This window comes from Methylomonas koyamae (assembly GCF_001644025.1).
Lineage (GTDB): Bacteria > Pseudomonadota > Gammaproteobacteria > Methylococcales > Methylomonadaceae > Methylomonas > Methylomonas koyamae_A.
This window is the reverse complement of sequence record NZ_LUUK01000039.1, coordinates 1-24096: the sequence shown is the minus strand read 5'-3', so window position 1 is coordinate 24096 and position 24096 is coordinate 1. Positions and strand designations below refer to the sequence as shown.

At 55.1% G+C, this 24096-nt stretch carries 18 protein-coding genes and 1 riboswitch; of the genes, 14 read left to right on the top strand and 4 right to left on the bottom strand.

Annotated features, from left to right (window positions below; genetic code table 11):
* Positions 1-270, bottom strand: a 270-nt coding sequence (locus A1355_RS24990) for a hypothetical protein (RefSeq protein ID WP_157197734.1), incomplete at its 3' end; no start/stop codon positions are given.
* Positions 271-1219: 949 nt separating this feature from the next.
* Between A1355_RS24990 and A1355_RS03755 the strand changes: the two genes are divergently transcribed.
* The 14 genes from A1355_RS03755 (at position 1220) to A1355_RS03690 (ending at position 21187) form a co-directional block, all read left to right on the top strand.
* Positions 1220-2278, top strand: a complete 1059-nt coding sequence (locus tag A1355_RS03755; protein ID WP_157197733.1) for a hypothetical protein — start codon at positions 1220-1222, stop codon at positions 2276-2278.
* A gap of 426 nt (positions 2279-2704) precedes the next feature.
* Positions 2705-3778 (top strand): hypothetical protein, encoded by a 1074-nt coding sequence (locus tag A1355_RS03750; RefSeq protein WP_064025132.1) that lies wholly within the window; start codon positions 2705-2707, stop codon positions 3776-3778.
* A 473-nt stretch (positions 3779-4251) separates the two neighbouring features.
* Positions 4252-5319 (top strand): hypothetical protein, encoded by a 1068-nt coding sequence (locus tag A1355_RS25990; RefSeq protein WP_231883549.1) that lies wholly within the window; start codon positions 4252-4254, stop codon positions 5317-5319.
* Positions 5320-5582: 263 nt separating this feature from the next.
* Positions 5583-7853, top strand: coding sequence for a cytochrome c peroxidase (locus A1355_RS03740; protein ID WP_064025128.1), 2271 nt, complete (start codon positions 5583-5585; stop codon positions 7851-7853).
* A 105-nt stretch (positions 7854-7958) separates the two neighbouring features.
* Positions 7959-8753: a VPLPA-CTERM sorting domain-containing protein gene (locus tag A1355_RS03735; RefSeq protein WP_064025126.1), complete on the top strand. Its 795-nt coding sequence runs from the start codon at positions 7959-7961 to the stop codon at positions 8751-8753.
* Between the two features lie 283 nt (positions 8754-9036).
* Positions 9037-10143 (top strand): PEP-CTERM sorting domain-containing protein, encoded by a 1107-nt coding sequence (locus tag A1355_RS25570; RefSeq protein ID WP_064025123.1) that lies wholly within the window; start codon positions 9037-9039, stop codon positions 10141-10143.
* A gap of 382 nt (positions 10144-10525) precedes the next feature.
* Positions 10526-11305, top strand: a complete 780-nt coding sequence (locus A1355_RS03725; protein ID WP_157197732.1) for a VPLPA-CTERM sorting domain-containing protein — start codon at positions 10526-10528, stop codon at positions 11303-11305.
* Between the two features lie 42 nt (positions 11306-11347).
* Positions 11348-11430, top strand: a riboswitch (cyclic di-GMP riboswitch).
* Between the two features lie 151 nt (positions 11431-11581).
* The gene (locus tag A1355_RS03720; protein WP_139306400.1) at positions 11582-12562 is read left to right on the top strand and encodes a hypothetical protein; all 981 of its coding nucleotides are present in this window, start codon (positions 11582-11584) and stop codon (positions 12560-12562) included.
* 371 nt (positions 12563-12933) lie between these two features.
* A complete protein-coding gene (locus tag A1355_RS03715) occupies positions 12934-14457 on the top strand; it encodes a fused MFS/spermidine synthase (RefSeq protein WP_231883548.1) in 1524 nt (507 codons plus the stop codon).
* Between the two features lie 154 nt (positions 14458-14611).
* Positions 14612-16510, top strand: coding sequence for a DUF1566 domain-containing protein (locus A1355_RS03710; protein ID WP_197471709.1), 1899 nt, complete (start codon positions 14612-14614; stop codon positions 16508-16510).
* 42 nt (positions 16511-16552) lie between these two features.
* Entirely contained in the window at positions 16553-17053 is a 501-nt protein-coding gene (locus tag A1355_RS03705; protein WP_064025113.1) for a TlpA family protein disulfide reductase, read from the top strand.
* Positions 17054-17059: 6 nt separating this feature from the next.
* A complete protein-coding gene (locus A1355_RS03700; protein WP_064025112.1) occupies positions 17060-17287 on the top strand; it encodes a DUF4266 domain-containing protein in 228 nt (75 codons plus the stop codon).
* Positions 17274-20093 carry a DUF3570 domain-containing protein gene (locus tag A1355_RS03695; RefSeq protein WP_064025110.1) on the top strand — a complete coding sequence of 940 codons (2820 nt, stop codon included), beginning with the start codon at positions 17274-17276 and terminating at the stop codon, positions 20091-20093. The genes A1355_RS03700 and A1355_RS03695 overlap by 14 nt, the downstream gene beginning before the upstream one ends.
* 80 nt (positions 20094-20173) lie before the next feature.
* The gene (locus A1355_RS03690) at positions 20174-21187 is read left to right on the top strand and encodes a hypothetical protein (RefSeq protein ID WP_157197731.1); all 1014 of its coding nucleotides are present in this window, start codon (positions 20174-20176) and stop codon (positions 21185-21187) included.
* Positions 21188-21223: 36 nt separating this feature from the next.
* On the opposite strand, the gene A1355_RS03685 is transcribed toward A1355_RS03690, so the two are convergent.
* From A1355_RS03685 to A1355_RS03675, 3 genes are all read right to left on the bottom strand, one after another.
* Positions 21224-22195: a 2-hydroxyacid dehydrogenase gene (locus A1355_RS03685; RefSeq protein ID WP_064025106.1), complete on the bottom strand. Its 972-nt coding sequence runs from the start codon at positions 22193-22195 to the stop codon at positions 21224-21226.
* A gap of 191 nt (positions 22196-22386) precedes the next feature.
* Entirely contained in the window at positions 22387-22878 is a 492-nt protein-coding gene (locus A1355_RS03680) for a hypothetical protein (protein ID WP_157197730.1), read from the bottom strand.
* Positions 22879-23112: 234 nt separating this feature from the next.
* On the bottom strand, positions 23113-24096 hold a 984-nt coding region (locus tag A1355_RS03675), incomplete at its 5' end, for an aminotransferase class V-fold PLP-dependent enzyme (protein WP_064025102.1).

Below are 24096 nucleotides of genomic sequence, written 5' to 3'. Positions count from 1 at the left end.
AAGAAGCTTTCTAATCAGGTTAAAGATTGTATAACCTTTATTAACTAAGGTTCCGTCAATTGATATGATATCCGCGTTTCCGGATGCTAGATCACCGGTTAATAGCGTATCGCCGCTATTGACGACAAAGGTTGTGCCCGCTGGAACATCGCCACCGGGAATCTCCAATAAAGCGGCTTCAGCATATTCAATACATACCGAGACAAATATCGCGGATAGGAAGCGCTTGCCGTGAATCCGACCTGCGCTATATAAGGGTTTGTAGGGCATGAAAATCTCCTTTTAATAATTATCAGGTGAGTAAGTTTTAGAACGATTACTTAATTAATTGTGGGTTACGCGTGCCGGAAAATCGGCAAAAAATCGAATATGACCTTGCAATTTTTAAAGTGTATAAGTTGATGCGACTATGCTGTTAGTATTCTTGTAATGACCTATAGAGTTGAAAGCAAGTTTAATGCCGCCTAAGAATAGACGTAGGCCATAGGCTGTCGAGGTGTCGTGAAAGTTAGCTATGTTAAATGGCCTAGAAAAGTAAGGGTTTTGGGTGAATTGCCGTTATCGCTTGGGATATCGTTAAGATTTATCGAAGTTTGGTTCGGGAGTATTGCAAACACTTGGGTAAATTTCCTCGGCTGGGTCGCGGATTTTTCCTGGCTGATGAATGGTTTCTATTGCGTAAGGGGTAAATGATAGGTTTGCTTTTCATGGGTTTTCAGGATGCTGAAAATACACATTACGATCGCTTATCGAGGTGCAATCAAGAAATTCGAGTGGGGTACGGGGTAAGTGGGACGCTTATCTTACATTCTCGCTTGTCTAAAGATCCAATAGTGCTTTTCTTATCAATTTCGCGAAATCTAAACGCGAGCAAAAAGTAGCGAATCGAGCCGATTTGAGGTCATTTGACAATGAACGGTTTTTAGAGTGTTTTCAGAAGACATGGGATTGTGAAAAGTTATAGACCGAATTGTAAATTAAGGGATATGCCGCAGCAATATGGCGATTAAACATAGTTTAATTATTTTATTTTTATAAGATATTAATTTGTATATTAAAAATATCTGGCACATTTATTGAATTAACATTTGCGTTAGGATGTTCTAACGTCCGAGGGCGCGTGGAGCGTTCGAGGAATTGGGTCACCGATAAGTTGGCGTCGGTTTGGTTATTGCTCGCTGGGTATTTTCAACATATCAAAATGGTGTTAGGGAAATTGATGAACAAGGGTAAACAAGTCATATTGCGCCGGTCGATAGCGTCGGCGCTGGGCATCGCTGGTATGGCGGTATATTCCAGTCAGGCGGCGGCGATCAGTCCGCCGTCACTACCGGTTTTGACCGCGGGCGCGGTCGCGACGGTCGAGTCGGCCTCCGGGGATCCGGCGGCTTCCAGCGTCGCGGCAACCAATATCGTGCCGAACCGAGCGTGGTCTGACTACGGCCCAGATTACAACTACGGTTGGACCTATATCGCTCAGTACCGTATTTTCCAGGTTGGCGGTGAAGCCGATATTGCCGCCGGCACCCGTTTCGATTTGACGGTCGACTTGCAAGCCAAGGCCGGCGTTGTGACTTACCGACGCGGAAGTGCTCAACCCAATCCGGTAGAGCCGATGAATTATCCTGCATTCTCGATCTGGACCAGCGGCAGCGATCCTCTGGTTTTCGGCCAACCGAATGGCCTGGGCTATGGTCACTCCTGGAATCAGGTGCGCGGAGGTTACGGCGATGGCGGGAATGCCGACGACCCGTGCGGCGTCGGCGGCGATTGCGCGCTGGGCAGTAATGGCTGGCTCGGGAGCGGTGGCGGCGGCAATGTTGTAGATGGCCACGACGGTTGGATAGGCTATGCCAACGCCGGTTACTCGTTTACCAACGGCGACGGCGACAAGATTCAGGGTTTGTATGCTGGCGCCGGCAATCCGGATAACCTCGGCGAATACGGCGGTGGTGCTGGCGATCCGTTGAACGGCAAGACCGTCACCAACGTCAACGCAAATTCGCCCTATGTCGAATCCGGCCAGGCAACTTTGCGGTTCGGCGAAGCCATCCTGAATTTGACCGGCCTGAAAGCCGGCTACTATCTGATCGGTTACGCGGGTGTTTGTCCCGACAGTAATGCCAATGGTCAGCAGTGCGATTTGGCCACAGGCAATGCCTATAAATTGACCATCACCAACAACGGGTTAACCACCGTGCCGGTGCCTGGGGCGGTATGGCTATTTGGATCGGCGATCGCCGGAATTTCGATTGTTGGAAGACAGCGCGCCGGTTGATGGCGCGCTTGTATTGTTATACGGCGTACAGGTTTTGGCGTTAGAGCCGCGGGCGCGGCATTGCTTGTGGCGTTGGATTGTCAACGGATCGTGGCTTTGCGCGCGGTGGCTAATTGTTCCTCCGCGTTCGAGATTGCCATGGGCTGGCTGAAAATCCGCCGGAAAATTGGTTTGCGAACTTTCAGCCCAGGGATGTCGCGCGACAATCCTTTAGGATCTATTTAACCGCGCTTTCGGTAAACCATTGAATTGCACGCACTAGCCATCGGCATATTTTTAGACTGAAGGTCGCAATCTTTAACTAGGAAAAAACTAATGACCGCGCGAGCGGGTCGTGGAAAATCTGGATATTGCCCGAAGATTGCCGGACGGCTCCGGTACCGAGATTTGGGATGTGAAGTGAATAACTCATTCAAGGTGAATTAAATGAAGAAACAACAGAACGTTTTGCGTCGATCAATTTTGGCCGCGTTGGGCGTTGCCGGCATGGTGGCGTATTCCGATCAGGCCGCGGCGATTAGCCCCGCGACGCTGCCGATTTTGACGGCGGGCGCGGTCGCGACTGTCGAGTCGGCTTCCGGTAATCCGGCGGCGCCTAGCATTGCGGCAACGAATACCACGCCTCACCGCGCTTGGTCGGACAATTCGATTCATAACAACGGCTGGACGCACAACGCGGAGTTTCGAATTTTCCAGGTCGGCAGTGAAGCGGACATTGCCGCCGGCACCCGTTTTGACTTAACAGTCGACTTGCAAGCCAAGCCGGGTGTTGTGACTTACACCAAGAAAAGAATAGATGGTGTGACCACGCTGGTTGGGCCTACGCCGGTAACACCGTTGAATTCCCCTGCGTTTTCGATCTGGACTAGCGGTAGCGATCCGCTGGTGGCGGGAAGATCCAACGGTGAAGGATACGGACACGCCTGGAATCAAGTGCGAGGCGGTTATGGCGACGGCGGCACAGCCGACGATCCCTGCGGCTGGGGTGGCGATTGCGCGCTGGGTAGCAACGGATGGCTCGGGAGTGGCGGCGGCGGTAACGTACTGGACGGACACGATGCTTGGATAGGCTATGCCAACGCCGGTTACTCGTTTACCAACGGCGACGGCGACAAGATTCAGGGCTTGTACGCCGGTGCCGGCAATCCGGATAACCTTGGTGAATATGGCGGCGGCGCTAGTGACCCGTTGAACGGTACCGCGCTGTACAACGTCAACCAAAATTCGCCCTATGTCGGTTCAGGCGAGGCAGTTTTGAGTTTCGGCGAAGCCATCCTGAATTTGACCGGTCTGAAAGCCGGCTACTATCTGATCGGTTACGCGGGTGCTTGTCCGGACGACAACGCCAATGGTCAGGGTTGCGATCTTGGCGGGGGTAACGCTTACAAACTGACGGCCAGCAACAACGGCGTTACGACGGTGCCGGTGCCTGGGGCGGTTTGGTTATTCGTGACCGCGATCGCCGGTATTTCAATCGTCAGAAGACAGCGTATCAGTTGACGGCGAACTTGGATTATTAGCGACGTATAGGTTTGAGCGTTAGGGCGGTGAGTGCCGCGTGATTGAGCGTCAATGGCTGATTGACTGTGCGCGGCGGTGAGTCGTTAGCGGAGCGTGGCTTAAACGCGCGGAGGGCGATTGCTTTGCCATGTTTGAGTTTTTCGTGGGTTGGCTGCAAGTTCGCCGGAACATCGCTTACCAACGCTCAAGTAAGGCATATGACGTAGCAAATTCTTTAAATAACATAGTTTAAATATGCTTTATAGCTAATCCATTAATTTTTATAGCGCTAAAGTGTGGCATGTTTTTTGATTGAAACTCATTGAAATAAAATACCCTAGTCGTTACCAGGAAAAAGCCAATGCCTGTGTGAGCGGGCCTCGGAAAATCTGGATCTTGCCTCAAGATTGCCAGACTGCCCCGGTAAGCGGATTCGGGATGGGAAGTAACCAATGTCATTCGAGGCACATTTAATGAAGAAACAACAGAACATATTACGTAGATCGATTATGGCCGCGCTAGGCATCGCGGGCATGGCGGCGTATTCCAATCAAGCTGCTGCTATTAGCCCCGCGACGCTGCCGACGCTGACGGCGGGTGCCGTCGCAACGGTCGAGTCGGCGTCAGGCAACCCAGCGGCATCCAGTGTCGCGGCGACGAATACCGCGCCAAACCGCGCGTGGTCGGACTACGGTACAAATCTTAACTATGGTTGGACGCACACGGCGGGATTTCAGATTTTTCAGGTCGGCAACGAGGCCGACATTGCCGCCGGTACTCGTTTCAACGTGACCGTGGACCTTCAAGCGAAGTCCGGCGTTGTGACCTACAAGAAAACGGGTGGCGTGGTGACCGGGCCTACTTCGGTGGCTCCGATGAATTACCCCGCGTTTTCGATCTGGACTAGCGGTAGCGATCCGTTGGTGACAGGAAAAGCAAACAACGGATACGGTCATTCCTGGAACCAAGTGCGCGGCGGTTATGGCGACGGCGGCACTGCCGACGATCCGTGCGGTCAGGGCGGCGATTGCGCTCTGGGCAGTAACGGTTGGTTGGGTACTGGGAGTGTCGGTAACATTCTGGATGGGCATGACGGTTGGATAGGCTACGCCAACGCCGGCTACTCGTTTACCAACGGTGACGGCGACAAGATTCAGGGTTTGTATGCCGGTGCCAGCAATCCGCAGAATCTCGGCGAATATGGCGGTGGCGCTAGCGACCCGTTGAACGGTACGGCGCTATACAACTACAACCAAAATTCGCCCTATGTCGGTTCAGGCGAGGCGGTTTTGAGTTTGGGCGAAGCCATCTTGAACTTGACCGGCCTGAAAGCCGGCTACTATCTGATCGGTTACGCCGGGGCTTGCCCGGACAACAACGCCAATGGTCAGGGTTGCGAATTTGGCGCGGGTAACGCTTATAAACTGACGATCAGCAATAACGGTGTTACCACGGTGCCGGTGCCGGGCGCGGTTTGGTTGTTCGGTTCGGCGGTAGCCGGCTTTTTAGGTATACGGCGCGGCAAGTCGCGAGTTGCCTGATTCGCGATCGTTTACCGAGAGTCCAGGCATGGCGGAGCCTGGACTCGCTTTCCCAGGCGGTCGCCTCGTTGTTTGACGGGGAACTGCTTGGCAACGTTTGAACTTAGCTGTTTTAAGAGTATTCCGCCGGAGTTGCCGGATGGTCGATGGTCTGACGCGAGCTGATCGCATGTCGGGCAAACCCGGTTTTTTATCGCTGCTAAACACCGTGCCGCTTTCCGGTCGGTTTTACTGGAACTTGAGCGGGTTCCTACGAGGTTTCCATGAAGTTTTTTGTTAAGTTACAGATTGCGCTGTTGCTCGGAGCGATGGTGCGGCCAGCGCTGGCGCACGGTCCGGTGCCGGTTTCGTTGCGCAACGTACCGGTGCCGCCAGTGCCTGGCTTGCTGGATGGCGGCGACCCCATCGTGGTCGATAAAAACGCCGCGATTGCGTTGGGTAAGGCCTTGTTTTGGGATACCAACTTGGGCAGCGACGGCATGGCGTGCGGATCTTGTCATTTTCATGCGGGCGCCGACGGTCGGGTTAAAAACCAGATCAATCCCGGTGCCAAGAGTACCAGGCCTAGCGGGCAGACTTTCGATACACTAGCTTCCGGCGGCGGCGGTCCTAATCATACCCTGTCGCTTAGCGATTTTCCGCTGCATCAACTGAGCAATCCGGCAGATCAATTCAGCGACGTGATTTCGACGACCGACGATGTCGTTGCCTCGTCGGGTACCTTTAGCGGCACCTTCAAAAGTTCATCTCGGTTGACGGGCGGTAACGACGATTGCGCGCGTGGCGCCGATCCGGTGTTTAACGTCAATCATGTCGGTACCCGGCGGGTGGAACCGCGCAATGCGCCGACCGTGATTAACTCGGTGTTTAATTTCCGAAATTTCTGGGACGGCCGGGCCAACAATATTTTCAACGGTAGCAGCCCGTGGGGCGACCGCGACCCCGATGCCGGCGTTTGGGTTAAATTAAACGCGCGTAGCGTCGAGAAGCAAAAACTTCGCCTGGTAAACTCCTCGTTGGCATCGCTGGCGACCGGTCCGGCGCTTAGCGATACAGAGATGAGTTGCCAGAAGCGCAAATGGTCGGATATCGGTCGTAAGTTGCTTCAACGGCAGCCGCTGCAAAATCAAAAGGTTCATCCCGAGGATAGCGTGCTTGGGCCGTTGAGTCTGAGTAGTGCCGGTAACTTGAAACCCGGCTTGAACACGACGTATAAAAACCTGATTATCAAAGCGTTTAACGCGAAATATTGGGCGTTCAGTGGCACAGGTCCTTTCGGCGCGCCAACCGGGCAGACGCCTTACAGCCAGATGGAAGCCAACTTCTCGATGTTTTTTGGCTTGGCCTTGCAGCTTTATCAGTCGACTTTGATCTCTGACCAATCGCCGTTCGACTTGAGTCCGCTCAACGCGCAATTGCGGCCGACCTGGACCAACGTAAACGGTGCCACGCCCGCCGAGACGACCGCGTTGCGCGCGTCCCTGACGAGAGGTAATGGCGTGTTTTTCAATAACCATTGTAATCTGTGCCATACCGGGCCGACCATGAGTTTGGCGGCGTTGGCGTCTAGCGCGGCCTTGTTGACGCCGACCGAAGGTAAAACCTTTGGGCCGGACGCGACGCCTATCGCTTACGGTCCGAACGCCTTTGGGCCCAACAACGCGGTCAGATACGCAGGGTTGACACGTTATGTCAACGTGGTAACTCGCGATTACGCCGCCAATACCACGCCGACGTTGATGGATTTGGGTTTTGTTAACACCGGCGTTGCCGATCCCGACGATGATCCCGGTGTCGGCGGCGTCGATGATTTCGGGAATCCGCTGTCGTTTAGCGCGCAATACGTCAATTACGTATTGGGTGAGACGGCAGGGATTAAAGATAATGTGGTTACAACCACTCGGGCTTGCGATTTTCTCGCCGGATTCGCGGTGAATACCAGTTATGTGTCTCCAAGCTATTTCACGACCGTTGATGACCTGATCGCCGACGGCAGCAAGGAAGGCGTGTTACGAAACGTCAATTGCGCAGACCCCGCGTGGGCCTACTTGCCGTCGGTGGCGGCGGCTCGGGCGGCGGTTGGCGGTCCTAAATTAGCTGTGGCTACCTACGCCGCGTTCAAAGTGCCGACTCTTAGGAATATCGAATTGACCGGTCCGTATATGCATAACGGCGGCATGGCGACACTGGAGCAGGTGATCGAGTTTTACACGCGACACGGCAACTTTTATAACGACAACTTGCACGAACAAATCAATACGATTGCATCGGACTTGAACACGGCTACCAATCGCGCGGATTTGATCGCTTTCTTGAAATCCTTCACCGACGAGAGGGTGCGATACCAAAAAGCGCCGTTCGATCATCCGGAGGTGGTGGTGCCGAACGGTCATGTTGGCGATGCGGGCCTTGTAACGGCCGGCAATCCATTGTTGGCGAATTTCGCGAAGGATGAGGTCATGGTCGTCCCGGCGGTTGGGGCGAGCGGATCGACCGAGCCGACCTTGCGCTTCGATCAGTTATTAGCGCAATAAAAATAGCCGGCCGCCGCCAGTGTAAATTGGGCCGGCGGCTAGGGAATAGTGAATTGGCAGCGGGTCTCGGTCGTGTTGACGATCCGTCTAAATAGGGTTCTAACAATGAAAATAGCGAATAAATACAGTCCGATTCCTTGGGTTGCCGTCGCGGTCGGGTTGTGCGGGGCGCAACCCGTCATGGCGGCCGCCACTCAAAACGCATCGGCGAATTTGAGTTACTCGGTGGCGAGCATCGTGAATCTGACCAATCCGGGAGATTTATCGGGTTTACAAATTGCGGGTTCGTTTCAACAGATCGATACGCCGGTGTATGATGGCGGCGATTACTCATGGTCCGATATCGTTGGAGACGGAAGTGTTAGCGCACAGAATCCAGGCTTGAGTGCTGTCGGTGCATTTTCTTACCGTTTTGCGGTGGACACCAGTTTGAACAGCGGAGCACTCAATTCCCATCATTTGGGCTGGTATGGGCTGGAGTTTACGAATCTCGGCAGCGATGTGTATTCGATCAGCGTGAGACTGGATTACGACTTGCAGGTTGCCGTTACCGGTGAAAACGGTACCGGTTCGGTGAGTGTCGATTATTTTAGTTCGGACGGGCAAACGCTAGCGGGATATGAGAGAGCGGACGCGTGGCTCGGCGCGCCGATCGCGGCGAGTATCGGCCAATCCGATGCGTTCAATTTCGAATTGGCGGCGGGCGAAGCTCAGGGGCTGTTCGCGGATGTTGTGATCGAAAGTCATTTGGAAGCGTCGCCAGTCCCGCTACCGGCGGCGGCATGGTCTTTTCTGGCCGGTTTGATGGGGCTTCTCGGAATCAAAAAACGCCGTTCCGAACATGGGGCGGCGCGGATCAGTCCCGATAACAGGGTTGCGCAATCCTGTCACATTCAATAGCCGAACTCGGTTAAAGGGTGCGGATTGGAATCGCTTACCGCCCGGTCTTGGCAAATTTTCAGGAACCAAGTGAGTCGGCTGTGTCAGCAGGATACGCAAGGAGTGCGTTAAATGCCCTAATAGATGCGGTATTTAACACAGTTTAGATTTGCTCGGGTGTTGTCGGGCCGGAATTCTCTAGCGGTGTTGTTGGCTTGCTATTTGCTTTAGTTTTAGGACTGGGTTGCTTACGTCCTTACTTGCAAGAATCGTTGAAATTTATCAATCCTTCAGTGGAGAACACATGAAAAATAAAATTTTTTACAAATCGAATGCCAAATCGGCATCTAAATTGGGTCTGGGCATTGCGCTGGCGCTGGCTGGCGTGGCTCAGCAAGCTCAAGCGCATGTCGAGTATTACGATCTCAACCAGGGGGCGCAGATTGGCGATCTGACGGCGGCCGGTAAGGTGCTTTCAACCGCGCAATACGGTGGCACGCCGGCGGCGGTATTGGCGTTGGGCGGTGCTGGGCTTACCCCGGCGCAGCGTTCCGCTAATGGTATTGGCTCCGCGCTTAGCGGCCAAAGCGACCGTCCCCTGAACGACCCTTCTCAATGGAATGCGGCTAATCAGGCCTATACCGGGGTTGGCAGCTTTACCAACGTCAATTACTCATCCGCTGCTAGTTCGGCGACGGTAGATGTGGACGATGTGACGTCTTATGGTTGGTACAACGGTACGACGGCGCTGCTCGGCGATAGTCACAAAGTCGACTTTTTTAACTTCCGCCTGGATCAGGAATCGAAGGTGACGATTTCCTGGACTGTCGATGATGGTACCGGTAACTACATCGATTCGGCCTTTACCTTATATAACGGTGTACTGAACTACCAAGCGCACGACGATGCCAATGAGAAGTTGAATCCGAAGACCGGTTTGGCAAATAGCACCAAGGTTCAGGACGCTCTCGACTCGGCGAATGCGCCGGTCGATGCTCAGGGTATCGCTTCTTCATTTCGCGATACCAGTTTCGCGACGATGGGGGCTACTAACTATGTCGGTCAATTCAATGCCTTGGCGAACTGGGGGCAAGCTAATGTCTCGGGCGACTGGGGTAATATCGAGTTTCGACAAGCCGTGAACGACAATAACCCGGCTGGCGGTGCCGGTACTTCCGCCAGCGAGACTATAGAGACTCTGACCTTAATTCTGGGTGCCGGCAATTACACAATTGGGGCTTCCGGCGCGGTGAATCCAGCCGATTTTAGTCTGTCAAATCTGCATGGTCATTTGGAGTTCTCGGCTGTTGCTACCGCAGCCGCCGTGCCGGTGCCGGGTGCTGTTTGGTTGTTCGGTACTGTCTTGGCTGGATTCGTAGGCTTGAATCGCCGCAAAGTATTATTTGCCTAAATTTCCGACTCGGAAAGCTCGATATGTAACCGATGAATAAAAGACACAAGGATGTGTTATCGGTTGTGAACGGCCCGAAAGGGCCGTTTTTTTTTGCCTACGAAAGCTGTTCTTGAGCGGGAGCTTGTCGAGGAAGGAAAGTTGTGCGATTTGCCGATATTTTTATTGTAAATAACATAGTTTAATTATTTTACCTGTGTCTTCCCCAGGCTCTATGCGGGAAAAATGCATGGCATACGACTTGCATCCGTACAGGCTAGCTTAGCCGACGAAGTATAGAAAAGATTTTTGGATTGGCTATTGTGTTGTCGGACGATTGATGAAAGTTGGTTTTCATCGGCACGGACGTTGGATCTTTTTACTTGGGGGATTTATGTTGAATATGAATAGGTTTAATTGGGCGGCGCTAGCTGTCGTGTCGCTGTGCGGTTTGTCCGGACAGGCGCAGGCGCATGTCGATTACGCGGATTTAAGCGATCCGATTTCGTCGCCGGGTGGCGTCAACGGCGGAACGTTTACCAATTTCGGTTGGCATAACGGTACCGAGGCTGTGTTGGGCGACAGTCACTCGTTGGCCGGCGGGACATTTTTTAAATTTCATCTGGACCAATCTTCGTTAGTGACCATCACTTTTAGCGATATCAGTGGAACAGATGCGTTGAATCCGGCATTCAGTTTGTATTCGGGGCTGTTCGCGGCTGAAGCGCACGACGATACGACGGTAGACCCGTTGAACCCTAAAGTATTGGTTTCCACACCAACGCCGCATGTCGTCAAGTTGGCTTCGCCGGTGGATAACGGGGTGTTGTCGCCGTTTCGCGATACCGAGCACGTCGAATATCGCGGCCAGTTCGATGCGCTGGATTCCTGGAGCATGGCCAATAACAGCGGCGAATGGGCGGTGATTCAATATCTGACTCACGTGGGTCCTGCGGGAGGCAATTCGGTGTCGCTGGTGAATTATCTGTTGGGCGCCGGCGATTATACGATCGCGGCCGGCGGCGGAACGGTTTATGACGCTGCAACCGCGCTGGAGGGTTTGGACGGCCAGATTTCCTTAAGCGTGACGGCGGTGCCTTTGCCGGCGGCAGTATGGTTGTTCGCTCCGGTCTTGGCGGGTTTGACGGCAACGGCAAGGAAACGCAATAGCGCCAAAGGTTGACTTTCGTTTTGGGAAATGAGGAGAAAACAGGACGTTTTGCCAGGGATGGTTCGCCACATTCGCCGCGAGGCGAAGCCGGAAAGCCACGGGTCCTCTTAGGGGGAAGGGACGGCCGGGTTGCAATCGATGTAAGGGGCGGATTTGGGGTTCACTGCGAATTCAATGTCTGTCAGAGGGATAATAATTATTACGGTAAAAATAACTATGAAAAAAATGACTTTAAAAGCTTCGGTTTTAACGTTGGTTGGCGGTATGGCATTAATGTCCGGACAAGCAATGGCGCACGTAGGCTACGGCAGCGCGTTATATTGGGGCGCGGGCACTTACGATCCGTTGACAGGTAACACCCAAGGCGCGACAAGTACCTATGGAGCTGCGGCAAACTTTACACCCACCGTATCCAGCAACGGCGGTTATCTGGCCGGTTTGAACCCGGATTCCTTGGGTAATACTCACGACATCCGCTTCCGTTATTTCATTCTGGAAAAAGACGCGAATGTTAGCTTCACCATTACCGGTACAACCAATGCCAATGGTGCAAGCACATTGAACCCAGGCTTCTCGTTGTACAACGGCGTGGTTCCAGCTTCCTCGCACGACGGCGTGGGCGATGTCGCTTCAACCGCGGCTGATCCCGATACCGCTGCATATTTGGCGGGAGCGCCTGATTTTGCTTCTTGGTCGCCGTTCGCGGGTGTCAATGACGTTCGCGGTGGCGCGGCGGCCGGCACAGCCGCTAACCCTACCGGTTTGTGGGGCGTGTTCGATACCAACGGCAGTATTACCACAGGCAACAATGGCACTGCCGGCGCGACCGATACCCATGGCCCGAACTATTTGGGTAATTTAGATACTGCTAAGATCGCAACGATTACCTATACCGGCAAATCGGGTGCGGACGCTGCGGCGGGTTCCAGCTTCACCAACTCATCAGGCGGAACTACTGGCGTTTTAGCGGCCGACGGTACGGTTGATAACAGCGTGTCTTGGAATGGCTTTTTGCACGCCGGCGTCTATACCCTGGCAATCGGCGGCGCCAATGTCGCGGATTACACTCAGTTGTTCAACGACATCGTCAACGGCGGCGCCACCGCCGGTAGCCAGTACGCGGCAGCCTACACAGCCGACCGTTTGGCCCGCGGTTTGACTATCAGCAACTTCAGCGTAACCACCGTTCCGGTTCCTGGTGCGGTTTGGTTGTTCGGTAGCGCATTGATGGGTTTCCTGGGCATGAAACGCCGCGCGCGTAGCGCTTAATTCAAGGAAGGTTATCAGATTGATTCGATAACGTATTGGCGGGATGCCAACCATTCGCGAGCGCTTGCCCCAGGGATTGGGGCAAGCGCTCGTTTTTGTTTTGATGCCATCGGGCCGGTTTGTGACGCTTAAGGATGCCGCTTTAAATGACATTCGATGGCCGAGGCGTTTTTCTTTAGTCGCCGGCATACTGTCGATTCGATGCCGGCAACGGACGATTTGGTTTTTCGCGCTTATAATGCCCGGCCCGATTACCGATCGAGTACTTGTTAGGACGTTCGCGGCGATCAATAGGTTTTTATTTCTTACTCAAAGTTTGGTCAGTCATGTCTGAAAACGGTTTAACCGATTCTAAAGCGCGGAGTGGCGCATTGAGCACCGCCGCGTTGTTTGCCCTGGTGACGCTTAGTGGCGGCGCGGTGATGATATTAGAACTACTGGGTACGCGAATTATCGCGCCGTTTTATGGGGTCAGCTTATACGTTTGGACCGCGCTGATTTCGGTGACGATGATTGCGTTGGCGATCGGTTACTACCTGGGCGGTTATTTGTCGGATCGTTATCCGGCCTTGCGGCTGGCGCATATTTTGGCGCTGGCTTCGGTGACAACGGCGCTGATTCCGTTTCTCGGCGGTCCGGTAATGACGTGGACTAATCCCTTGGGAATACGCGGCGGCGCGTTTGTCAGTGCGTTGTTATTGTTTACGCTGCCGCTGACTTCGCTGGCGATGGTCGGGCCTTACGTTATCAAAATGGCCACTCGCGACTTGCGGGGTGTAGGCCGGGCAGTCGGTTCGGTGTATGCGGTCAGCACCGTCGGCAGCGTGATCGGCACACTGTTGCTGGCTTTCTATTTATTGCCGGAATTCGGTACCCGCGCGATCGTGTTCAGCTTGAGTCTGGCGTTATTAGTGGTGGTGATCGGTTTACTGGTTTTCGACAGGCCGGCGCCGTCAACGGGTGGGGCGACGTTTTCGGTAGTATTGGTGGCCGCGCTGACTTGTACGTTGGCGGCGAACGGCTACGCCAAGACCGTCAAATCGGTCGGCGGATTTAAAGTGTTGCACGAACAGGAAAGCATCTACGGCTGGGTTAGAGTCGTCGACGACGAGCGCAAGGGCTTTCGCTTGCTGTTGTCCGATTCTTCGGTGCTGAGTGCGGTCGAAAAAGCCCAAGGTCGCAGTTTGCTGGGGTATCAGGTGATATTGGGTTTGGTGCCGCCGTTGTTCAGACCCGAGGCCAATCAAGCCTTGCTGATCGGTTTGGGCGGCGGCCATGTTGCTCGCGATTTAAAAGCTAAGGGGCTGACGACGGATACGATAGAAATCGATCCGGTAGTCGCGGATGCCGCGAAGCAGTATTTCAATTTTCAGCCGACCGGCGAATTTTTGGTGGGCGATGCGCGTTACGAAGTCAAAAAGCTCAATAAGCGCTACGACTTCATCATCCACGACTGTTTTACCGGCGGTTCAGAGCCGACACATATGCTGACGGTCGAGATGTTGAGCGGCTTGAGAGCGATGTTGAACGAGCAGGGTATTCTGGCGCTGAACTACGTCGGCTTCACGCAAGGCGAAGGCGCGAACGCGGTGACCTCGGTTTATAAAACGTTGGCCAGTCTGTTCCCGAATATTCGCGTTTTCACCACCGAAAAAGGCGAATTCACCGATTTTATTTTTCTGGCCTCTCGTGGGGGCATCGAATTCGATCGCAATAAGCCGGAACTCGCTCGGCCGATTCAATGGTTGTCGGAGCACGAATATGCGATGACCGATGCCGACGGTATTCTGATTACCGACGATTATAATCCGATGGAAAGCATGCAGGTCAGGAAGGCCGAGAGCTACCGGAAAATTTTCATGGAACGAATCGCACCCGAATTATTGTTCCTTTAATACCGAATAACCGTTTGATCTCGCCGAATCGTCCGCAGGAATGACGCTTCGATAGCATAAAGTAAGCTTGGCCGTGGTGACTATGAATCGATTTTTGACTGGTAAAGTTTGGTTTCGCTTAATCTGGCTCGCTGTGTTTTTGATGGTGGGGCCCGTGAAGAACTGTTGGGCCGTTCTGTCCGCCAGTGCGGGTTCGAATCAGACCGTGCTCTACAACGCGACCGTCACGCTGAGCGGCAGCGCATCGGATGTGACCAAGGCCGTCAAGCGCTGGCAATGGCGGCAGATCAGCGGCAAGAAAGTTAAGTTGCGTAACGCCAATCGCGCGTCCGCTAGTTTCGTTAGTCCGTCGGTTGCCGGGACGCTGAAATTCATGTTGACCGTCACCGACAAAGCCAAGCCCAAGGCGTACGCGGTCGTCAGCGTCACGGTCGTGCCGAATGCGCCGGGTTTGACCCTGGTTTCGCAAAATTTTAACGCCAATCAGGCGATAGCCGCCGGTCAGACCCAGGTGTTGACTTGGAGCGTGCGCAACGACAGCGGCTACACCTTGTGCGCGAGGGAAGGCGGCATCAGTTCTTGTAAAATTGCGTTGGTCGCTGGGAACGGCACCGGTGGTCTGACGTATACAACGATTCAGCCGGAGAGTACCGATGATTGGGCGAACGGCGTTACCAAGGACTTTTCGGTGAGCGCGATAGCCCCGGCGACGATACCGGCCGGTAGCTATCAACAGGCTTGGACCTTCAGTTACGACAGCGGCCAGAGTTTACCGATCGCCGGCAACGACAGCGGATTGTCAGCGCAACTTTCGGTGGCGCCCATCGTCAGCGTTTCGTTGCTGAACGCGTATTACGGTAGCGACGCGTCAGACACTTACCATGCCGGCGATTCGATCACTCAAGGCACGTCTAAGGTGCTGAATTGGGTTGTGAAAAATAATAGCAACACCTCGCTCGACAGCGTCGTGCTCGCGGCGGGTGCCGCGACCGGCAACTTGCAGGTCGCGACGATCTCGCCGGCGTCGGTCGCCAGTTGGGCGAGCGGCGAAAGTAAGACCTTTTCGGTTACGGTGACCGCTCCCGCAGACGATTTAGGCGGAAATCATGCGTTAAACTGGAATTTGAGTTACGGCGGCGGTACGGCATTGACGCTGGATAATAGTCAGCAAATCGGATTCAGTTTGCAAACGCCAAATCCGAATATCCATTTGGTGTTGGTGCGTCGTTATTTCGAAAACAACGCCGCCGTGGTCGATGGTAGCCAGATCGCTCAGGGGGGCGGTCGTACCGTGAAATGGGATATCCGCAACGACAGCAGCGTGGTATTGAACAATGTTAGCTTGTCGCCCGGTTCGGCGACCGGCAATTTGACGATAGGCGCCATTTCGCCCGCAGTGGCCAATAATTGGGGGATAGGCGAAACCAAAACCTTCTCGGTTGCCGTTTCCGCCGGTGTCGGCGTGTTGTCGGGCCGTCACGGCAAGGCATGGAGTCTGGCTCTTGATGGCAATCCGCTAAATTTGGATGGCAATCAGACCGTGGGCTTTAGTCTGACGACCGCGCCGTTGTCTTGCGAGGTCAGCGCCAGCCCAAGCCTGGTCGGTTTGACCAAATTGAATACGAACGGCGTGGCGGCGATTGCCAGTAGCGCCAGTTGGTCTTGCGTCAAGGATAACAGCAGCGGCCTGATTTGGGAGGTAAAAAGCGATGATAGTGGATTACGCGACAAGGATAACGTGTACACCTGGAGCGAAGCTCAGGCCTATGTGCAATCGGTGAACGCCCAAGGTTTGTGCGGTGCCTTCGATTGGCGCTTGCCGACCGCCGAGGAATTGCTCAGCCTAGTCGGCGCCCGAACCGACGATGCATCTGCGCGGGTCACGCGCCTGATCGACTACGATTTTTATCCGAATAGCCAAACGGCGGATTATTGGTCCAATTCCGATTCGTCCGACGGCAACGCGTGGGGGGTGTCGTTCGAGGACGGCGGTTATGTCTTGAACGCCAAAACGTCCGCGCATTACGTTCGCTTGGTTCGCGACGCAAATTAAACGTTAACTTTCGCTAAGGCTTGTTGGGCATTGTTGTAATTTATGAATAAGAGCTATTGTTCGTCCGTGTTTATTTTTGTGTTGGGCATCGCGCTGTCGCTAAACGCGGTTGGCGCAGAAGTAGGGCAAGCGCTACCGTCCTGCGCGGCAAGCTTTGCCGGCAAGGAAGCGTTGGATTTTTCCGCCTACCGCGGCAAAGTGGTGTTGGTCGATTTTTGGGCGACTTGGTGCGGACCCTGCTTGAAGTCGATGCCGTTTTTCGATCGCTTGTTCAGTCAATCTCAGCAACGAGGATTGCAAATCGTCGCGATCAATGTCGATGAAGACACCGAACAAGCGCGGCAATTTATCGAGCAGCATCCGGTGAGCTATCCGATTGCCTTCGATGCGGAAGGCGCTTGTCCGAGTGCGTTTCAAGTCAAGGCCATGCCGTCGTCCTATCTGGTCGATAAAACCGGCAAGATTCGTTATGTACATTTGGGATTTAGGGAAGAGGATCAAACGGTGCTCTCGGAAAAGATTGCCGGTTTGTTGGCGGAGTAGTATATCATGGATAAGCAGCGAAAATTAAAGCGGGCGGCGTACCTGGCCCTAGCGTGGCTGGGCTGCCAAGCTTGTGCGGATGTGGCGCCATGGGAACGAGGCGTGATGGCCAAGGACATTATGTCGTTGGACCCGAACCCCAATCTGAATCACATCCGCGACCATATCTTTACCAGCAGGGAAGCCGCGCAAGGCGGCCGTTCAGGATCGGGAGGCGGTTGTGGCTGCAATTAAATCCGAAAAATCCAAGGCGCTGGCGGCTCTGACGACCGCCGCGTTGAGTTTGCCGGGGCTGGATTGCGCGGCTGGCGTGCCTTCCACTCAGGCCGAGGGCAATACCGAGTACGGTTATTATCAGGAAAGCAGCGGGCGGATGAATGTCCAGATCTTTCACGCGGATGGCCTTATCCCGTTGAACGACCGGTTGGAATTCAACTTTAGCCTGGACCGCGACACCTATACCGGTGCATCGCCGGCCTACAGTTTGCCGTCGGCGATGACCAACCAGCCGGTAGCGATCAAGACCACCGAAAACGGCAAGGACTACGCGGACGTCGTATCCGCCGCATCGGCGGTATCGGCGGCCACCTTGTCCGGCGCGGAGAGTCTGTTACAAACTTCGTCGTTCTATCAAGAGGCCTATAACAGCATTTTGACGTCGCTGAACGACGCCGATGCGGCGATCTACGGTAATAACATTCCGCAAGATGTATTGGCCAACAATCAACAGATCGCCAGCTTGGCGGGTTTCGACGCAGCCTTAAACAATTTCATACCCGCCAACGACAAAGCCGTGCAGCGGTTTCAGACCCAGCCGCTGGAAACGCGAACCCAGCCGGTGTTGGGGCTCAAATACTATTTCGATGACACCACGCTGGGCATTACCGGCGGTCAGTCCGAAGAGCCGGACTTTCAGTCCAACTTCGGTAGCCTGAACTTCAGTCACGAATTCAACGACAAACTGACTACCGTGTCTGGCGGGTATTCGGTTACTCGCAATGCGATTTTTCGCAATGGCGGGCATTCCCATACCCCGTCCGGCTTGGGCCTGGGCCACATTCACCCGGCCGATTGCGAAATCAGTACCTGTACGGATTATTCCAGTCTGAACGCCAACAGCCTGTTTCACGGCGTCAACTTGGCGATTTCGCACGTGCTCGACAAGAATACCTTGCTGAACTTGGCCGGCTGGTTCACGCACCAGTCCGGCTTTCTGAGTAATGCCTACAAGACGGTTTATGTGCGCGGTGAAATCACCCCGGAAGAATATCTGGCCTTGTCGAATACCGGGGCCAATTCCGAAATCGATTGGAAGGCTATCAGCAAGCTGGAAATCGTCGGCCCGGAATTGTTCAGGGAAAACCGGCCGGGTCAGCGCAATCTGTTTTCGTTTTCGGGCGGGGTCAATCATTACTTTCCAGCGCTGGATGCGGCGCTGCATTTTGATTACCGCTACTACCACGACGATTGGAAAATCGACGCCCATACCTTCGAGATGAAATGGTTGCAGTCGCTGCCGTTCGGTATCACCGTCACCCCTAGCGTTCGTTATTACTCGCAATCGAAGGCCGATTTCTTCGCGCCGTACTATTTGGCGCCGCGGGCCGACGGCTTCTATTCGAGCGATTTTCGCTTGTCCGGGTTCGGCGCGTTGAGCGGCGGCGTGATACTGTCCAAGCAAATCGGCAAGGCGGTTAAATTGGAAGCCGGCTTCGAATATTACCAGCGTGCCAGCGCCTTCAAACTGGGCGGAGGCGGCGGCAGCGATTATGCGGACTACAGCTACTATCTCGCCCACGCCGGCGTCAACATCAATCTGTCGGCGCCCGGCAGTTTGCTCAGCGGCGACGGCAGTTTGATCGACAGCTTGTTTGGCGATGGCGATCCGCATGCGCATCACCACCATCATCATCACGGCGCGCCGGTGCCGGCCGGCGTGATGTTCGGGCATATGATGCCCAAGGCCGACGATGTCATGGTCGGCTACATGTATATGTACAACGGCCAAGCCGGCACCATGCTGCACGGCAGCCAGGCGGTATCCGACGCCCAGATCGTCGCGGGCGGTTGTCCCGGTTACGGTTCCGGCGTACCGGCCTTCAACGGCTGTTTGGTCAAGCCGGCATCGATGCACATGGGCATGCATATGTTGGACATCATGTATGCGCCGACCGACTGGCTGAATTTGATGGTGATGCCGCAGCTAATGGACATGGATATGACCATGAGCGACGACCTGCGTGCCGCGAACTACACGCCGAACTCGACTTACACCGAAAAGCATTACGTCACCGACACCCGTTCGTTTTATGCCGGCATGCATCACACCGTGTTCGATCTTGGCGATACCTCGTTGATCGCGCTGGTCAAGCTGTTCGACGACACGACCCACCATCTGCACGCCGGTATCGGCGTTAGCGCGCCGACCGGCAATGTCGCGATTCCGCATACGACGCTGAGCACGGTCAACGTGCCGGACAGCCTGGGGGCGGATCATTTCTATCAAGCCAATATCAAGGTCTTGCAAGATTACGGCATGCAATCGGGCAGCGGTACTTGGGATTTCAAGCCGACGCTGACCTACACCGGCGAGCACGACGACGTGTTCTGGGGCGCTCAATTTAGCGCGGTCAAACGCTTGCAGGATAAAAACAAATCGGGTTACGCGCTCGGCGATACCTATCAGGGTTCGACTTGGGCCGGCTACAAAGTCACGCCTTGGCTGTCCGGTACGGTACGAGGCGTTTACACCCAACAGAACAAACTGAAGGGCGATTTATACCAATTGAATCCGACCGCTTTGCTGCAAGGCCAGACTACGCAACTGGCGCATAATCTGACCTCCACCGTCGATTACCCGCAAAATTCCGGCGGCCACTACTGGGACATCGGTTTGGGGGTGCAGGTGGCTGTGCCGGGCGGCAAATTCGCCGGGCATACCTTCAGTTTGGAATGGCTGCAGCCGATTCAGGATTATGTCAACGGTTATCAGCTGGAGCGCACCGGCGCGTTTTCGGCGCGCTGGAACTATATGTTTTGAGGCAGTGGCTGGCCGATCGAATGCCGGCCCGAGCGGGCTGTTTGCAAGTAAACGATGATGAAGCAAGAACGGAGAATACCGTGTTAGATTCCGATGGCAGACAAAGGCAGCATCGCGGATGCGCCAACGTATCTAGAATTTTGTTGGGTTTGTGGCTTGGCGCGAGCGGATCGTTGACGCCGGCGCTTGCGCATGTCGAGTACTACGATTTGAATCAAGGGGCGCAAATCGGCGACTTAACGGTGGCCGGCAAGACCCAGTCCACGGCGCAATACGGCGCGAATCCATCCGTCACCGGACCGGGGGTGACCTTGAATACGACCTCCGGTCGGCCGCTAAACGATCCGGCTTACTGGAACGGCACGTACCAGTCTTACACCGGTGTCGGTACCTTCAGTAACGTGCATTACGATGCGGATCTTAGCAGCGCGACCGTCGATGTCGACGATGTCACCGACTGGGGCTGGGGCGACGGTACCCATAGTTTGGCGACCGGGCCTATCGGCACCTTGGGCGATACTCATAAGGTAGATTTCTTTAATTTTCGGCTGGCCAAGGCGTCGTTGGTGACGATCACCTGGAATGTCGACGACAGTACCGGAAACTATATCGACAACGGTTTTAGCGTGTTTCGCGGCGTGATGAATTACCAAACTCACGACGACTCCAGCGAACGCTTAAATCCGACGACGTTCGGCGTCGGCAAGGTGCAAAGCGCGCTGGATACCGGTTCCGTGCGGGATGCGCAGGGAATCGCCTCCGCCTACCGGAATACCACCGCATCCGGTCCCGGCAACTACGTCGGCCAATTCAACGCGCTCGACAATTGGGGCTGCGGCAACCAAGCGGGTAATTGGAGCGCGGTGTCCTTCGTAGCGGCGGTCAATTCGCATAATCCAGCCGATGGCTTCTCCAATAATCCCAACGACACCTTGGAAAGTTTGACCATTAAACTGGCGCCAGGCAATTACATCATTGCCGCGTCCGGCGCGCTCGGTGCCCAAGGTTACGGCACTAATCCGGGTACGTTTAACCTATCCAATTTGCACGGACATTTGACGTTCCAAGCCACCGCGATCGAGGCTTGCCAATAATAAGTCGCTAAACGGAGTCGGCGCGGCGGCCAGCGTTTAGACGACCCGATCCGGCGGTTCGGCTCCCGCGAAAAACGCCTGCAGATTGCGCAGCACTTTTTCCCCCATCGCCGTTCGCGTTGAGATCGTCGCGCTACCCAGATGCGGCAGCAGCGTGACATTGTCCAGCTTCAAGAAGCCGGGATCCAGATGCGGTTCGTTTTCGTAGACATCCAGGCCGGCGCCGGCGATGCGTTTTTCGGTCAGCGCGTCGATTAAGGCGCGACTATCGACCACGTCGCCGCGCGCGGTATTGATTAAATGCGCGGTTGGCTTCATCTGTCGCAAACGTTCGGCATTCATCAAATGACGGGTCTGATTGCCGCCGGGGCAATGCAAGGAGACGTAATCGCAGCGCGGCAGCAGCTCTTCGATGCTGGCGCAACGTTCCGCATGTAGATCGTCGACCACTTCGGGATCGGCGGGAGTGGGTTTGACATAGAGGATTTTCATCCCGAAGCCGTGGTGCGCCTTGCGGGCCATCGCTTGAGCGATACGGCCGAAGCCGATCAGGCCCAACGTGGCGCCGGTGACGTCGCTACTCATCATTTGGGTCGGACACCAGCCGCTCCATAGTCCGCTCCGTACCAGCCGGTCGCCCTCGGCGCCGCGCCGCGCCGACATCAGTAGCAAAGTCATCGCGATATCCGCGGTAGCTTCGGTCAAAACGCCCGGCGTGTTGGTGACGACCAAGCCGTTGGCGCGGGCGGCATCGATGTCGATATGGTTGTAGCCGACGCCGAAGTTGGCGATGATTTTGCAACGCCGGTTGGCGGCATTCAGAATGTCGGACCCGAGGGTGTCGCAGACACTGGGACAAATCGCGTCGTATGTTTGCATGGCGCCACGGAATGCGTCGGCATCCAAAGGCTGGTCCTCGGGGTTCAGCGTCACGTCGTATAGACTGAGCAACTTCGCTTCGACGCCGGCCGGCCAGCGGCGGCTGATCAATACCTTGGGCTTGGGCATGCGGGACACCTTGAGTTTACTGGAGAAGGCTTCAGTATAACCTCGGTCGGTCCGGCTGACGAAGCCCGCGGAGCTTGAGTTAGCTTTAACAGGTGCTTAGAAACCCGCAAACCTCGTGGGTGTTATGGCCCATTACCTATCATTAGTCGCCATTGCCCCGCGCTCCGCGCATTCGGGGGGCTACAGGACGCTTAATGGCTTCGCGAAGTTTGGTAGCGCCTGCGCTGTAAGGCCAAGCAGCCCAGTAAGCTCCCTAAACCGAACCAGGCGGTAGCAATCGGCAAATTGGTTAGCGCGGCCAGTCGGCTTTGGCGAGGCGGGTTCGCCGACTCGGCTATCGTCAGGCGGTAACTGAAATCCGGGAGTAAGGCCCAGGCACCGCTGCTGATGGCTGGGTAATCGAACCAATTGACTTCGAATGACCGACCGGTTGCGCCGGCGGGAACGCCGGTTCGCGCGGACGATTTCGGCAAGTATGATGACACCGAGTCTTCGCCGCGGCAGGCCGAGGATGCGCAGAAGGCAGTCCAGCCGCTGGACTTTGCTTGCCATGCCGATTGGGCTGGCAGGTGTATAGTGTCGGCGAATTCAGGCGCGAACGGGCTGTGCTGGGAATCGGCGCGGGACTGGGTAATCGCGGGTGTAACGACGAACAGCATTATCAATAACTGCTTGAGTTTCATGGCATGCTCCTGTTTTACGTTGCAAAACATCAAGCAATTCAGGGGCCAGTTTTATAAGTTATTGATTGTTATCAGTATCGTGTGTCGGCCGAGCTGGCGTCAGTCCGGCAGTGGGATGTACTTTGGTGCGGGGTTGTCGCGTTTTGGTGCCGGTTGCGACACTCCGCAACCGGCAACATCGCCTGACCATGTTAAGAACCTGGGCGACGATTCGGTCGCCCATGCGTGGCCGGCTTATTTGGCGGTCGAGCGATAATACTCGACGGCGGCCGCGACGCCGCTACCGGCTTTGATGTCGAAACCGTTGTCCAGCATCGCCATTTCCACACCGGCAATCGCCCCGAGCAAGGATACGTCGTTCATGTCGCCGACGTGGCCGATGCGGAATACTTTACCGGCGACTTCGTTCAAACCGGCGCCCAGCGAAATATTGTATTTGCTGTAAGCAGTGCTGATCACGTGGCGGGCATCTTTATCGGCCGGTACCACGATGGCGGTTACGGTATCCGAAGCCCAGCCTGCTTGGGCGCAAGTTTGCAAGCCCCAGGCCGCCACGGCGCGGCGCACGCCTTCGCCCAAGCGGTAGTGGCGGGCGTAAACGTTCTCCATGCCTTCTTCCAGCAACAATTCCAGCGCTTTACGCAAACCGTACAACATCGGCGTGGACGGGGTGTAAGGGGTGTAGCCATCCTTGTTGGAGGCCGCCATGTCTTTCAGCGAAAAGAACGAGCGAGGGAAGTTGCTGTTGTCGATCGCAGCCAGAGCTTTTTGACTGAAGCCTAAAATTGCCAAACCCGCCGGCAGCATAAAGCCTTTTTGCGAACCGGCGATGCTGGCGTCCACGCCCCATTCGTCTTGGCGAAAATCGATGCTGCCGATGGCGCTGACGCCGTCCGAGAACAGCAGGGCAGGGTGGCCGGCCGCGTCCAGCGCTTTGCGCACGCCGGGGATGTCGCTGGTGACGCCGGTCGAGGTTTCGTTATGCGTCGCCAGAACGGCTTTGATCTCGTGGTTTTTGTCGTCTTTCAGGCGCGCTTCCAGGTGGTCCAAAGGAATGCCCTTGCCCCATTCGACTTGCTGGATTTCCACATCGAAGCCCAATTTACGCGCGGCTTCCGCCCACAAATGGCCGAATTGCCCAAAACGGTAAATCAACACTTTGTCGCCTTGGTTCAAGCAGTTGGTCATCGCCACTTCCCAGCCGGCGGTACCGGTGGC